Source organism: Paenibacillus sp. P4_E11, assembly GCF_056401635.1.
The window spans coordinates 18,612-33,751 of the sequence record NZ_JBFUIX010000026.1 but is presented as its reverse complement, the minus strand read 5'-3'; the positions used below and the strand labels follow the sequence as shown (position 1 = coordinate 33,751).

Below are 15,140 nucleotides of genomic sequence, written 5' to 3'. Positions count from 1 at the left end.
GACAAAAAGAGGAGGAATTGGATTATGTCAAGCTCATTGAAGATCGGAATTATCGGGTTGGATACTTCTCACGTTACGGCCTTTACGCAATTATTGAACGATTCGAGTCATGCTTTCCACGTACCAGGAGGTAAGGTAGTCGTTGCTTTCCCAGGCGGTTCCCCAGATTTCGAACTGAGCATCTCCCGTGTTCAAGGATTTGCTGATACGCTGAAGGATACCTACGGGGTCCAAATCGTCGATTCTGTGGAAGCGGTTGCTGAACAGTCGGACGCGATTCTTCTGGAATCGGTCGACGGTCGTGTCCATCTGGAACAGTTCGCTAAGATCGCTCCATTCGGCAAGCCGGTCTATATTGACAAGCCATTAGCTATTACATCCGAGGATGCCAATCAGATCGAAGCGTTGGCTCGCCAGTACAATGTTCCGATCATGAGTACGTCTGCCTTGCGTTATGCGGAGGGCCTCTTGGAAGCATTGTCCGACAACGAGAACGGCAGCATTATCGGAGTCGATACATTCGGTCCGATGGCCATACAGCCGACACAGAAAGGGTATTTCTGGTACGGCATTCATTCGGTTGAGATGCTGTACGCTGCATTCGGCAAAGGCTGTGAAAGTGTGACCGTGACGACCAATGAGGACCATGACTTGATTATCGGCCGTTGGGCGGATGGACGAATCGGTACTGTACGCGGAAATCGCAAAAACAACAACAAGTTCGGAGCTACCCTGCACCGTGAGAAGACTACGCGATATGTAGATATATACTCGAATCCGAAGCCTTACTACGCAAGCTTGCTCGATCGCATTATTGTGCTCTTCCAAGAAGGTAAGCCTTCTATCGATTTCTCGGAAACGTTGGAGCTTATTCGGTTTATTGAGGCAGCCAATGAGAGCCGCGAGACGGGTGCAACGGTTAAGCTTTAAGCATGGATAGGAGGGGGAGCGGCGTTGAAACACATCTCGTTAGCGATGCACCGTGAGCATTTGCACGACATCCCCGAAGCGCCCTTGCTGGACGGCTACAGCATCCGAATGTATCAGGATGGTGATGAGCAGGCATGGGCGGACATTGAGACTCTTGCCGGTGAGTTCCCCAACCGGGAGGCGGCACAGGAACGGTTCAACCGCGAATTCGGTTCCTATCTCGAAGAGATGAAGTTGCGCTGCCTGTTCCTCGTCAATCCGTCCGGCCGGCTAGTTGGCACGACTACAGCTTGGCGGGGCAACACCCTTGGCGATTTGCAAGGGCGCATCCATTGGGTCGGCATTATCCCAGAAGAGCAGGGCAAGAAGCTGGCTAATCCGCTATTAACGCAAGCGTTGCGTGTGCTCGCCGATCTGCAGCATGAGAGTGCCTACTTGACGACGCAGACGACGAGCTGGCCAGCTGTCAGCATGTACTTGAAGTACGGCTTCAAGCCGTACCGCAACAGCGACACTTGCGCCGAAGGCTGGGCGCTCATCGAGCAGCAGCTCGGTCGGCGTGTGGATTAAATTAATACGAATCACCTGCTTTCCCTCGATGCGAATCATAGAATTCGCATCGAGGGATTTTTCTATTGACATCCGATCCCGGTTGCATAATACTAAATGTAAGGCAAATTATTGGAGCGCTCCCATGATAAATGATCAAGTGAAGCACACATTGGAATCCATCGCAGCTTTAGCAGGCGTATCCAGAGGCACCGTCTCCCGGGTCATTAACAACCAACCAGGCGTAAAGCCCAAAGTGCGAGAAAAAGTGCTGGAGATTATCGGGCAGACCAACTACATTCCCCATCCGCAAGCCAGAAGCTTGGCTGGAGGCAAGACGGGCAATATCGGCGTCATGGTATTTGGATCGAAGCCGGATATTTTGACGCACCATATTTTCTATGAAGCGCTTCAGGGCATTCAAGCAGGTTCGGCAGCCAACGACTATGACCTGCTCCTGTTCTCCGACCGCAGCCGCTCCGACCAGGACTACTGGAAGAGAATCGCCACGATGCGGAAGGTGGACGGACTTATCATAATGGGGGAACATATTCAGCAGGAATATTTGCTTTATTATCGGCAGCAGAATATCCCCTATGTGCTGATAGGAAAAAGGAACTTCGATCTATTGCCCCTCACCTGCGTCACCTCGAATTATCGCAGCGGGGCGTATCAAGCGACCCGGCATTTGCTGAACCTGGGCAGACGCCGCATCGTATACATCCAGGGCATCATGGATACCTATCACGAAAACGAGAGATTCGCCGGGTACTGTCAGGCTTTGCTGGAAGCGGGAGTCGCGCTCGATCCGTCTCTCGTGGTCATAGGCCGGGCGAGTCAGGAGGAGGCGCGGCGTCAGACGCAACAGCTGCTGGAGCGTAACATTACGTTCGATGCCGTGTTCGCGGCCAACGACTTGATGGCATTCGGCGCCCTCGAGTCGCTCTACGAACGGAATTATCGGGTTCCGCAGGATGTTGCGGTCGCGGGTTTTGACGACGTTCAGGCTGCCGCGTATTTTTCCACACCGCTTACCACGGTTCGCCAGGATAAGAAAAGACTCGGACTGGAGGCCATCGGCCTGCTGCTCGAAATGTTTCGCGGCGAGCTGGATGCCACCGCATCCAAGGATGTCATTATTGAATGTGAATTGATCGTGAGGGGAACGGCGTAACCTTGCGGAGGATAAGCAAGCGGATAGGCAGGAAGTCGCTTGCTTTCTCTATATGCAAAACTGGGAGCGCTCCAAAAAAAGAAGGGAATGAAACCGGCTATTGGCCAGATTGCATAAGGAATATGATGTTGCCGTACTCGGCGGGGGACCGGCTGGGATTACGGCCGCCATCGCCGCGGCGAGGAACGGAGCTAGGACGATCCTGGTGGAGCGTTACGGGTTTCTGGGCGGAATGTCTACGGCGGCTATGGTGTACCCGTGGATGACCTTCCACTCGGCATCCGGCGAGCAGGTCATCCGAGGCATTGCCCAAGAAATCGTGGATCGTTTGGTGGAGCTAGGCGCCTCTCCCGGCCACTTGAGGGATACGATCGGATTTGTTCATACGCTGACACCGTTCCATCCCGAGGTGTACAAAGTACTGGCTTGCGACATGCTCCAGGAAGCGGGGGCTGACCTCTTGCTCCATACGTCGGCTGTTGATGTCCGGACCGATGGTACTCGCATCAGCGGGATCTCCCTATATAACAAAAGCGGGATCTCGGAGCTGAAAGCCAAGGTATACATCGATGCGACCGGAGACGGCGATCTTGCTTTCAGGGCTGGCGCCCCTTGGGAGAAAGGAAACCTTATAGGCAAAGTACAACCGATGACCATGAAATTCCGGATGAGGGGCGTCGACCTGAACCTGGTGAAGCGCTATATGCAGCAAAACCCGTCCGAATTCTACGAGAAATCGTTGATCTCCGAGCTGGATGTGCTGCCTCTCACGGGCGTCTTGGGCTTCTATAGCCAATGGAGGGCTTCCAACCTTCCTATCCAGCGAGACGGACTTCTCTTCTTCAGCGGGCCGCAAGATGATGAGGTGCTCGTAAACGTATCCCGCGTGTCCGGTCTGGACCCGACGAATATCGAGGATTTGACTGCGGCGGAGATCGAGGGGCGCAAGCAGGTCCTTATGCTGGAAGCTTTCTTGCAGCGGTCCGTACCGGGATTCGAAAAAGCCAGCATCTCGGCAGTCGGCACTCAGATCGGGGTGAGGGAGTCGAGGCGGATTCTCGGGCAATATGTGCTGAACGGCACCGACGTACTCGATGGACGAAGATTTGATGACGTCATAGCGCGCAGCGGATACCCGATCGACATCCACAACCCGGAGGGGAAAGGGGTCACCGCCAATTTCATCCGGGAGGGAGGTGCGTACGATATTCCATATCGCAGCATCGTCCCAGTGAATACGCCGAATTTGCTGTTGGCCGGCAGATGCATCTCCACTACGCATGAAGCACAGGCTACGACTCGCCTGACGCCCAGCTGCATGGCGATCGGCCAAGCGGCAGGCACTGCAGCCGCCCTGGCCGTGGCGTATAAGTGCGATCCGGCTGAGGTGCCGATCCGTGAATTGCAGCTGCGTTTGCTCGATGGAAAGGCTGAATTAGGCAGAGTGGAAGGGACGGTCATCTATGGATAGGTTTCCGATTTCGAGCCAACACCCTGTACTGAGCTTTGCAGCCGAGGAATGGAGCAGGCTGCTGAGGGTGGCAGGCAAAAGCAAGGATACGCGGCTCGCGATGGGATGGATCGGGACATGGGAGGAGCTGAAGGAGGCAAAGCCATCGTGGCTCGAGGAAGACGGCTTCGTCTGGGAGGACACTGGCTTTTCCGATGAATTTTTCATTAGAGAGACCGAGGATCAACTGGTGCTTTCCGGGAAATCCGAGCGAGCGGCTCTGTACGCGGTATATCAATATGCCCGGGAAGCGTGGGGGCTGCATGCGATTTATCCGGGGACTACGCCTTCGATTTTCGCCATGGATCCTTCTCCGCAGCACCAAACGGCGATCGTTCCAAAGCCAGGCATACAGCGAATCCGCCGGTATGCTCCTAGAATGGAGCGTAGAGGCTTTGTAGTGGAGACGATAAACGACCCGCCATACTTGAAGCAGTTACTGGACTGGTTCGCGCACAATCGGATCAATGAGATCTTTTTCACCTTTACTTTGTGGGACCAGGTAGGTGCCGAGCTGGCTCCCGAGATTGTCAAACGCGGCATTCAAGTCACGCTTGGCGGTCACAGTATAAAGTTTTTCTTGAATCATCAGAAGGGCCAGGACCCGCAAGCGCAAGCCGATCACCCGTATACGGCGAAGGCGCAATTGGACTTCCGCGATATCGGCTGGCAGCTTCCGATGGTCCAGCAGATCACGGAATACTGTCGCCATGTGCCCAATCTGACCCGAATCTCGTTGTGGCCGGAGGATATCGCGGACCGGCAAACGGAACATTTCCTTGCGAATTATTTGCAGTTTACTGAGCGGTTGAACGCGTGTATGCAAGCATTTGAGCTTGATATAGCCGTCGAGCACATCGCTTATAATGCGGGGTTAGCCTGGAACATGCTGGAGCTTGGGGAGACTCGGCCTTCCGGAGCAGCCGATACGCTGTTCGCCTTTTGGGGACGTGATTATCGATACGGCTATGAGGATCATCCGCGCGACGGTGAGCGTAGAGCTGGAGCGGCCATTGAGCAGTGGTCGTGCGAGCTGGAGCAAACGGGGCGCAAGCTAACGATCTTCGAATATTACAGCGATCACTACATGCTCTCTAACCTGTTTCCGTTCCTTCCCCATCGGATCATGGACGACGTAGCTTATTACGAGCAGCGGAACGTGCTCGGGATCGTGAATCTGATCGTCCCCTATAGAGGTCCGGACTCCTACCCGTGGAAGTGGGTGCATGGATTTAACAGCTATGTATTCTGCAGGGCATTATGGAGCGACGATCTGGTAGAGATTCTAAACGACTATTACAGCTGCTATCCGGAACGCATGCGGCCGGCAGTCCGCGCCTTGTTCGAAATGATAGAGGCGAAGCTGTCCGTACTGACTAGCTGGAATATCCCTCTATTTCCTGCAAGGGCTGTCGATCCCGAAAAAGCAGCCGCAAGCAAGGAGCAAAGGGAGGTGATCCTGGCTACACTAGCGGAGATCGGATCGAGTATACAGGCTTTGCAACAGCTGCAAGAAGCGTTTGCATCGGAACAGGAACCTTACCGTTACGCGCGGCATATCGTCGAGTACTCAGAAAAGCTTTATCAACGTTGGCTTGAACCCTAATTACATATATTATCGAGGTGATCCGAATGAGGAGCAAGGTATCCAGACGTTGGCTGGCAATCATTATCAGTTTTACATTGGTTTTTGGAACGCTGCAAATGAATACGGTTTCAGTCATGGCGGCAAGCGATGTGAATCAGGAGCTAGTGAATCCCAATTTTGACATGGATGTAGTGGGTGGGACGGTTCCGGGCTGGAGCATCGTTCCTTCTACGGTTGGCTTAATGGAGATTAGTTCAGTGAAAGCTCGCAACGGCTCGAAGAGCCTGCATTACAAGGACAGCAGCGCCTCCAAATTCCAAGTGACCAGCGAGGCTATTCCTGTCACGGCCGGCGAGTCCTATACGGCAAAGACCTTTGTAAATGTCGTCAGCCAATCCCACACAATAGGGTATGAAGTACATTATTATAAGGATAATGGCATCGAGATTACCCCGGCTAAGTTTATCAACTTTACGGCCGTCCAGTTAGGCACCAATAAGTGGACGGAAATGGCTGTCGATTTCACGGCGCCTGCAGGGACCGCTACGGTCAAGGTTCGATTCAATTCCGGCGACGTCAGCCTGACGGAAGCATATTTTGACGATGTCTCGATCGAATCGACGGCAAGTTCGTTGCTTCCCTTGAATCCGGGGTTTGAAATGCCCTTGACCGGCGGCAGTATTCCCGGATGGGGCAAGGATCCGGCGACGGCCGGCGTGATCGAGATTAGCGCTGCGCCAGTCAAGAGCGGAACGAAAAGCCTTCATCTTCTGGATTCGGACAGTCTCGCCACGTCTCCGGGATTGCGAGTCATCAGCGATAAAATAGCGGTCATCTCCGAGAAATCGTACACGGTCACGGCGTCTGTATATGTCGTGCAGCAAACAGGAAGAATTGCTCTCGAGGTTCAATATTTTGATGTCAATGATGTGGAGCTCACACAGCGGCAGCAAGCGCTGAATCCGGCGCTTCCACTGAAAGCCTGGAGTGTGATCGAGAATGTTTCGGACGCTCCGGCCGGAGCGTCGTATGCAAGGGTCGGATTTTATTCCGATAAGGAAAGCTTGACAGATGTTTACTTTGAAGACGTGTCATTCGCGGCGACATCAACACCAACGCCGACACCGACACCGACACCGACACCAACTCCGAGCCAACCACCCGGCACGATTTTGAATCCTGGGTTTGAAATGGATTTGGCCGGYGGCGTCATTCCAGGATGGAGTCTTGTGCCAACTACGGAAGGCATCCTGGAGATCCGAGCGGATAAAGCACGCACAGGCTCGAAAAGCCTTTATTTCAAAGATCAATCTTCGAAGAAATTGCAAGTGATGAGCGATATCATTCCAGTCACAGCCAATACGGCCTATAAAGCCAAAGCTTATGTAAATGTCGTAAGTCAATCCCACAAGATCGGGTACGAGGTCCATTACTATAACGATCAAGGGACTCAGGTTGGTACGGTGACCGCCATTAATTTTACTGCGGCCGACTTGGGTACGAATAAATGGACGGAGATCCAAGTGCCTTTCACCGTGCCGTCCGGAATTACCAAAATCAAGCTCTATTTGATCTCGGGGGATGTAAGCTTGACGGAAGCTTACTTCGACGATGTCTCCGTCGTGCCGGTCCAAGTAACTCCGCCAATCGAGGTGTATCCGACCGAGATTCTGAATCCGGGATATGAAAAGGACCTAGTGGCCGGCAATATTCCGGACTGGTCCCTCGATCCCGCAGCGACGGGATTGCTGGAGCGCAATACGGACCGGATTCGCAGCGGAACCTACAGCCTGCATTTCTCCGACAGCGACAACGTGCTGGGCCTGCGGGTGCTGAGCAACAAAATCGCTGTCCTTCCAGGCAGATCGTACATTAGCAAAGCGTTTGTAAACGTAGTAAGCCAGTCCCACAATATTGTTATGGAAATTTATTATTATAATAATCAAGATTCCCAAATTGGCTTTAAACAGGAATTATTCGGGTCCTTAGCTCTTGGAAAGAACACATGGACTGAAATGAGGGTCGCCTCCGCAGCCCCCGAACAAGCCGCCTACGCCAAGATTGCCTTATATTCAGGAGGGATTAGCCTGACGAACGCTTATTTTGATGACGTATCATTTGCAATCGTACCGGAGGAGGTGCCATTGGATCGACAATATGCCGCGCCGGTAAATCTGGGACCGATGGTGAGCGTTAGTCTGGGTCAAGCCGGTGTTATCCAGCAAAATGCCCTGGGTGAGAACGAAGTTTATTTTCATTCGAATGGATTGCCTGGGACGTTCACAGTCCTAGATGCGGAGACGGGAAAAAAGAAATTTTCTGAAGTCATTCCTAATACGGAAGCCTTATGGGCTATGACCATAGGCCCCGATCAAAACGTGTATTTCGCCGGCACGGGCGACGGGAAATTGTACCGCTATCTGCCTGTCCAAAAGAAAGTGGAGCTGCTGGGGGTCAATCCTTCCGATAAATGGGTATGGGATCTCGAAGCGACGCCCGAGGGCAAGCTATACGGCGGGACGTACAACAAGGACAAAGGTGACGGGAAAGTATTCGAATACGACATTGCAACCGGCCAATTCCGTGACTACGGCTCTGTCATGCAAGGTCAGGATTATGTCAGAGGCATCGGTGTAGACGACGAATATATATATGCCGCACTGGGTTCCGTGAAGCACTTATTCAAAATCAACCGCGTAACCGGGGCCAAAACGGAAATTGCAGTCCCGGGCTATACAGGAACTCCAGAAATCATGACCGATGTGTTCATCGTCCACAACAAGCTACTTGTTTCGACCAGCACGTCCGATATGGTTGTGATGAATAAGGATACGTATCAGATCGAGAACACGTTTCAGTACAATGCGATGATCTCCAAGCCATATCCGGCCAATCCGGATCTGATCTTTTACAAGTACGAATCCCGATTGTATCAGTACGATACCAAAAACAATAAGATTTCTGAAATCGCGATTCCTGTCCCACTGCCCGATACGCCTCGTGTGAAGGACATGGAATGGATCCAGATGCACAGCGGTGCAAAAGCCGGGAAAACCGTGTTGGCAATAGTCACTCAATACGGGGAGTACGTGCTGTACGATCCCGCTGACAGCTGGCTCTCCTTCGTCGAGCTCGAAATATCTCCGCAGCCTGTTCGAATCCAAGAAATCGGTACCGGACCGGACGGCAGGCAATATTTGGGCGGATACCAACGGGGCTTGAGCATTTATAATCCGTTCACCAACCGGATTGATGTGAATATCTCTTCATTCGCTCAGCCGGAGGGAATTGGATTCATGAACGATCATGTGTACTACGGGACTTACGTGGGTGCGGTCATGTATCGGTTCGATCCTGCTCAGCCCGTCTCGCTGCTCCAGAATCCGAAGCTGGTCTATGATATTACAAACCACCAGGATCGACCGTTCGCCATAACTTCCGGGGACAACAAGCTGTTCGTCGGCACGGTGCCCGACTATGGATATTTGGGCGGCGTGTTGGCCGTCTATGACGAAGCGACCGACGTATGGAAACAGTTCAACGATGTGGTTCCGGACCTGAGCATAATTGGACTGGCCTACAAGGATGGACTCCTCTATATAGGCACATCCATCTGGGGCGGATTGGGCTCCGTACCGGCCGCCTCGGAAGCCAAGCTGTTCATCTGGGACGTAGCGAAGGGCCAAAAGGTGGACGAATTCAAGCTGAACATTCCGGGGATCGATGAAGCGCCCAAGATGATCGGCGAGCTCTCCTTTGGACCGGACGGCTATCTGTGGGGTGCGGTGGACGGCACGATCTTCGCTATGGACGTCACTACCAAACAGATTATGAAGAGTAAAGTGATTCAACCCAGTCTGTATAACACCAGCAAGTGGAAGCCGATGCGATTGCAATGGAGCCCTGACGGCTTGCTGTATACGACCTTGTCCCGCAAATTGATCGTGATCGATCCGCAGACCCTTGCGTATAAAATCATCTCAGACGTATTCGTGAATGATATGAGCATAGGGATCGACGGCAGCATCTACTACGCGCCTGAGGCAGGGACGACGATGTCCCGAATTGCGGTACCTCAAACCGATGCGACGCTGTCCAGCATTACCGTGAACGGCGTGCCGCTGCAAAGATTCTCTCCGGGGATCCGGAAGTACACGCTTCAGTTGGCGCCTGGGGCTGTGGTTCAAGCCGCCGCTACCCAATCAGGTGCAGCCGTGGTGATCGAGAATGCCTCTGCAGGCAAGACTGTAATCCGTGTAACGGCTACAGACGGAAAATCGAAACTGGAATACGCGCTGGAACCGTCGATCGCGGTCACCGGCGTAAGTCTGACCCCAGCCGTTCTGGATCTGGTCGCAGGAATGACGGGGCCACTGACGGCGATCGTAGCCCCGGCCAATGCGGCGAACAAAGCGGTGTCATGGGGATCCAGCAACCCTGCGGTGGCTGAAGTAGATGCTGCAGGCCGTGTGACAGCCAAAGCGGCCGGTACGGCCACGATCACCGTGACCACTGCAGACGGCAGCAAGACGGCAAGCAGTACCGTAACGGTAACTGAGCCAATACCAACACCGACACCGACACCGACACCGACACCGACACCGACACCGACACCGACACCGACACCGACACCGACACCGACGCCAACACCAACGCCGACGCCAACGCCGACGCCAACGCCGACGCCGACACCGTCGCCAACACCAACGCCAACGCCGACGCCGACACCGACACCGTCGCCAACACCAACACCAACACCAACACCGACGCCGACGCCGACACCAACGCCAACGCCAACGCCAACGCCGACGGCGACATCGACACCGACACCGTCGCCAACATCGACACCGGCTCCGTCCGCTTCTCAGCCAAAGCTGGACGAGAAAGGCATGGCATCGGTCGTGATCCAGCCGGAAGAGCTGCGAGCGGGGATTCAAAATTCGACCAATGGCATTGCAGTGTTCAAAGTCCAGCCAGTCGAAGGTGCGAAGGAAATGCAAGTCGATCTGCCTCTCAAGCAATTGTATGCGGAGGGGCAGAAGACGGCCGATACGTTTAGGATTGAGACAGGTTTCGCCACGCTTTCTTTGCCGGGCAGTCTGCTCCAAGGCGTTGGGACCGCATCGCCGGGCGATGTTCGTCTGAGTGTCGCCAAGGTAGATCCGGCCAAGCTTCCTGCCGAGGCTAGGGAGAAGATCGGAAGTGCTCCCGTCTTTGATTTCAATCTGAGTCTGGATGGCAAGAAACTGGGCGATTTTGGCGGGGAAACCGTGGGAGTGGCTTTTCCATACACCCTCCAGCCGGGGGAGAATCCGAATCAAGTCGTGGTATACTGCATTCTTGAGGATGGCACCCTTGAGCTCATTAAAAATGGCAAATATAATCCGAAAACCGGCCAGGTTGAATTCAATGCCAAGCACTTCAGCTACTACACGGCGGTGCCAGTCAAAGTGACATTCCGCGATCTTGCAGGCGCGGACTGGGCGATCCAGGCGATCGAAGCGTTAGCTGCAAGGGAGATCGTCCAGGGAATCGGAGCAGGCAGCTTTAATCCTGCCGGCAACGTGACCCGAGCGGAATTTGTAACCATGCTGGTCAATGCGTTCGACCTTAGAGTGCCAACCGCGACTACTGCGTTTTCCGATGTAGAGAAGGATGCCTGGTACTACAATGCGGTCGCCAGCGCTCAGAAGCTCGGCATCGTGAACGGCGTTACGGGTACCAGGTTCGGTGCTCAGGAGACGATTACCCGCCAGGATATGGCCGTCATGATGTACAGAGCTACCCAGGTTTTGAAAATCCAGCTGGCGCAGCGGAGCGATCTGCCGCTGTTTAAGGATCGAGCTGCGGTCGGCGGCTATGCCGCGGATGCGGTGTCCGCTATGCAAGCAGCCGGGATTATCCAGGGAATGGACGACGGCTCGTTTGCTCCCCAGGCTCCGACAACCAGAGCGCAAGCAGCAGTAATGCTGCACAGGATACTCTAGGACATAGTCAAAATGCCTCACCCGGTTTGGGTGAGGCATTTTGTGATCGCTCATGGTTTCTTACATGGCTCTGATCATTCAGCGTTATTTTTCACCGACTGATAGTGGAGAGCTATAACACCTGAACGATAAGTTCTGGCAGACAAGAGCTTCAGGTTAATCATATCCGGGTTGTCTCGGAATAATCGGATTCCACTACCTAATACTACTGGACATAAGGTAAGTCGATACTCATCGATTAAGTCCAGCTGAATAAATGTTTGTGCCAGACCTGGACTGCCGAAAATCACAAGATCCTTCCCGGGCTGCTGCTTGAGTTCGGCGATTTCTTCTGCAATATTTTCCTTGATCAACCTTGTACGATTCCACTCCACTTTTTCGAGACTGTTGGAAATGACGATTTTGTCAACGTTCTCAATCCAATTGGCATGATCGATCTCATGCTTACTACTTCCAGATGGGTTCTCCAGCACAGTAGGCCAATAGCCTTCCATCATTTGATAAGTTACACGTCCGTACACGGGTGAGCCTACTGTACTAACGATTTCATCTGCATACCCAATCATTTCTTCATCGTATGGAATCCAATCTAATTCTCCGTTTGGTCCTGCTGCGAAGCCATCAAGCGATACGTGCATGAATAAAACGACTTTTCTCATGTTCATTCTCCTTTGGATTTCAACATTTGTATTTTGTTCCTCGGTAGAATAGACACAATGAAACATTAATTTCTATCACATGCTATAATACAGAATGAGTTCAAGATCGTTCGATCTTGCGGAAAGGGTTGGAACCAAATCGTGAAAACTTTCAAAAAAGTATATATAGAAATTACAAGCGTATGCAACCTGGCCTGCACCTTCTGTCCGCAGACGGCACGAAAGGCTAATTTCATCAAGCTGGATACGTTCAATCATATATTGGATCAGATCAAGCCGCACACGAATCACATCTACCTGCACGTGAAGGGTGAACCGCTCCTTCATCCGAAGCTCGGTGAGCTGCTCGATGCCAGCCATGCCAAAGGGTTCAAGGTGAACATCACGACGAACGGAACATTGATTCATAAGGCTGGCCCCAACATACTAGGGAAACCAGCTCTTCGGCAAATGAACTTCTCACTCCACAGCTTCGATGGTCATGAGGGGTCGCAAGATCGGGAAGGGTACTTGACCAATATTCTTTCCTTTGTCCGGGAAGCCGCTCCACACAAAGTCATCTTCTCATTCCGATTGTGGAATTTGACGCCAGACAATGCGACGAACGCAGAGAAGAGCCGAAATCGGCAGACGCTTGAGATTCTGGAGAAGGAGTTCAACCTCGACTATCGGATTGAAGAGAAGGTAATACCAGGCAGCGGCGTGAAGATTGCCGATCGGGTCTATATTAATCAAGATCACGAATTTCAATGGCCTAGTCTAAGCGCTCCCGAAGATGACGGCAAAGGTTTCTGTCATGCACTTCGCAGTCAAGCGGCGGTACTCGTCGACGGGACGGTTGTGCCTTGCTGCCTGGACGGAGAGGGAGTTATTAATCTGGGCAATGTCCACGACACGCCTTTCTCTGAAATCGTAGAAAGCGAACGAGCGAATAATCTGTTCTACGGGTTCTCCAGGAGAGAAGCGGTCGAGGAACTATGCCGGAAGTGCGGGTATAGACAGCGGTTTGGCGCTTAATGCGACCGATTGCGATTATGAATCCACTGTGTGTCCACCAGGCAACGGAGGTGGCGGCAGGGTAGTATTGACGGTAACGAGCGGCCTTACGCGTTGGATAACGTGGGCTTTCGCACCAAGTATCTCGAAGAACTCGTCCACCGAGCTGAATCCGCCCTTCGTTTGCCGATGCTGTAATGCTTTCTTGGCTAGGATGATTCCAATGCCGGGCAGCGCCGCGATCGTATCTTCGGTGGCTGTGTTGAGATTGACGGCATCCGGCCAAGATACGGAGGCAGTGGGGCCGTTGCCTCCCACCGATTGCGAAGTGCCGAATACGCCAACTGCAGGCTTCGTAACCGGGGCCGATTTGGCTTGCCCAGGTAGTGATGGAGGTGTAGTTGATGTATTATATTGCGACTGTATTTGCCCATTAGGCAAGCCATACTCTGTAACGAGACGAGCATTCAGTCTGGCCTCCAGAAGCATCAAGTATCTATTTCGAACCTTGAATGCATGTATGATGGAACCCATCTCGCTCGCGCTTATGATTAATAATTTTGGGTAGTCACTCCAAGCATCAGCCTCCTCAGTCAAGGTGAAAAGCAAAATGTTCGGAAGCATATAGAGTACGCTACAACCGTACCATTTCAGATTTTTCGTTCTTATGGCTATGTAGAGGAAGGCAGTCCAATTAAATAAAAGCACGAAAGTCAACAATATCCACCAAGATTGGGCCAATCGCCATAGCCAGCCTCTCTGCGAACGCAGCATTGATCCATTCCTCCAATTCTTATTCAACATCGGCAATGTCCACGACACGCCATTCTCGGAAATCGTAGAGAGTGAGCGGGCGAATAATCTGTTCCACGGATTTTCCAGGAGAGAAGCGGTCGAGGAAGTATGCCGGAAGTACGAGTACAGACAACGCTTCGGCGCTTAGAGCGACGATTACGTTCAGGAATCGACCGTGTGTCCACCAGGCGGCGGAGGGGGAGTCGGGGCAAGTCGGACCGTAATGAGCGGCCTTACACGTTGGATAACGTGGGCCTTCGCACCGAGTATCTCGAAGAACTCGTCCACTGAGCTGAATCCGCCATTCGCCAGCCGATGCTGGCATGCTTTCTTGGCTAGGATGATTCCAATGCCGGGCAGCGCCGCGATCGTATCTTCGGTGGCTGTGTTGAGATTCACGGCATCCGGCCATACTGGAGCAGTACCTGTCTTGCCTGCATCGCCTCCTGATTGCGAAGTGCCGAATACGCCAACTGCAGGCTTCGTAACCGGGGCCGATTTGGCTTGACCGGGCATTGGCGGAGGTGCAAAGTTAGAATCGAACTGTGGTTGAACTTGCCCGGGAGTGCTCCGAAGGGGCACGCCGAACTCTATCCCTACCTGACGCTTCAGACTGTCCTCTTCTTCCTGTACAGCCCATTGCCGGGCCTCCAGACGAATCAGGAATTCCTTCCGGACGATGAAGGCATGAATGATCGAGCCGATCCACCCCAATAACAAATAGGTCATCATCACATTATATAGCCAATTTTCGCTACCCAAAATATCTGTGAAGAGCAGGATGACGGGAATGATATAGACCAGCGTCCAGAAATACCAGCTTGCTTTCTTCGATCTATAGGCAATATAGAAAAACGCAACCCAGTTAAAGAACAAGGTGAATGTCAACAAAATCCACCAAGACTGTACCAGCTTCCATAACCATCCTTTCTCCGAACGTTCCATCTTGCAA

General features: G+C 52.7%; 10 protein-coding genes and 1 pseudogene. 8 read left to right on the top strand and 3 right to left on the bottom strand.

The annotated features are described in order from the left end of the window. Window positions 1-24: 24 nt before the first annotated feature. From AC1DWB_RS12655 to AC1DWB_RS12630, 6 genes are all read left to right on the top strand, one after another. Window positions 25-930, top strand: a complete 906-nt coding sequence (locus tag AC1DWB_RS12655) for a Gfo/Idh/MocA family protein (RefSeq protein WP_477541427.1) — start codon at window positions 25-27, stop codon at window positions 928-930. 24 nt (window positions 931-954) lie between these two features. Continuing rightward, entirely contained in the window at window positions 955-1,500 is a 546-nt protein-coding gene (locus AC1DWB_RS12650; RefSeq protein WP_477541426.1) for a GNAT family N-acetyltransferase, read from the top strand. Window positions 1,501-1,624: 124 nt separating this feature from the next. Continuing rightward, window positions 1,625-2,653, top strand: coding sequence for a LacI family DNA-binding transcriptional regulator (locus AC1DWB_RS12645; RefSeq protein ID WP_477541425.1), 1,029 nt, complete (start codon window positions 1,625-1,627; stop codon window positions 2,651-2,653). Window positions 2,654-2,753: 100 nt separating this feature from the next. Then, window positions 2,754-4,124 carry an FAD-dependent oxidoreductase gene (locus AC1DWB_RS12640; RefSeq protein WP_477541424.1) on the top strand — a complete coding sequence of 457 codons (1,371 nt, stop codon included), beginning with the start codon at window positions 2,754-2,756 and terminating at the stop codon, window positions 4,122-4,124. Next, window positions 4,117-5,769 carry a beta-N-acetylhexosaminidase family protein gene (locus AC1DWB_RS12635; protein ID WP_477541423.1) on the top strand — a complete coding sequence of 551 codons (1,653 nt, stop codon included), beginning with the start codon at window positions 4,117-4,119 and terminating at the stop codon, window positions 5,767-5,769. The genes AC1DWB_RS12640 and AC1DWB_RS12635 overlap by 8 nt, the downstream gene beginning before the upstream one ends. 26 nt (window positions 5,770-5,795) lie before the next feature. Beyond that, the gene (locus AC1DWB_RS12630) at window positions 5,796-11,738 is read left to right on the top strand and encodes an S-layer homology domain-containing protein (RefSeq protein WP_477541422.1); all 5,943 of its coding nucleotides are present in this window, start codon (window positions 5,796-5,798) and stop codon (window positions 11,736-11,738) included. Window positions 11,739-11,812: 74 nt separating this feature from the next. Here AC1DWB_RS12630 and AC1DWB_RS12625 read toward each other — a convergent pair whose 3' ends face one another. Further along, window positions 11,813-12,397 (bottom strand): dihydrofolate reductase family protein, encoded by a 585-nt coding sequence (locus AC1DWB_RS12625; RefSeq protein WP_477541421.1) that lies wholly within the window; start codon window positions 12,395-12,397, stop codon window positions 11,813-11,815. Window positions 12,398-12,538: 141 nt separating this feature from the next. Here AC1DWB_RS12625 and AC1DWB_RS12620 point away from each other — a divergent pair, with 141 nt between their 5' ends. Next, window positions 12,539-13,414, top strand: coding sequence for a radical SAM/SPASM domain-containing protein (locus AC1DWB_RS12620; protein WP_477541420.1), 876 nt, complete (start codon window positions 12,539-12,541; stop codon window positions 13,412-13,414). Between the two features lie 15 nt (window positions 13,415-13,429). Here AC1DWB_RS12620 and AC1DWB_RS12615 read toward each other — a convergent pair whose 3' ends face one another. Beyond that, the gene (locus AC1DWB_RS12615; RefSeq protein WP_477541419.1) at window positions 13,430-14,167 is read right to left on the bottom strand and encodes a ComEA family DNA-binding protein; all 738 of its coding nucleotides are present in this window, start codon (window positions 14,165-14,167) and stop codon (window positions 13,430-13,432) included. Between the two features lie 19 nt (window positions 14,168-14,186). On the opposite strand from AC1DWB_RS12615, the pseudogene AC1DWB_RS12610 reads away from it, so the two are divergent. Next, window positions 14,187-14,336, top strand: a pseudogene (locus tag AC1DWB_RS12610) (SPASM domain-containing protein); the annotation flags it as partial. 14 nt (window positions 14,337-14,350) lie between these two features. Here the strand turns inward: AC1DWB_RS12610 and AC1DWB_RS12605 are convergent. Continuing rightward, the gene (locus AC1DWB_RS12605) at window positions 14,351-15,133 is read right to left on the bottom strand and encodes a ComEA family DNA-binding protein (protein WP_477541418.1); all 783 of its coding nucleotides are present in this window, start codon (window positions 15,131-15,133) and stop codon (window positions 14,351-14,353) included. Window positions 15,134-15,140: the final 7 nt, after the last annotated feature.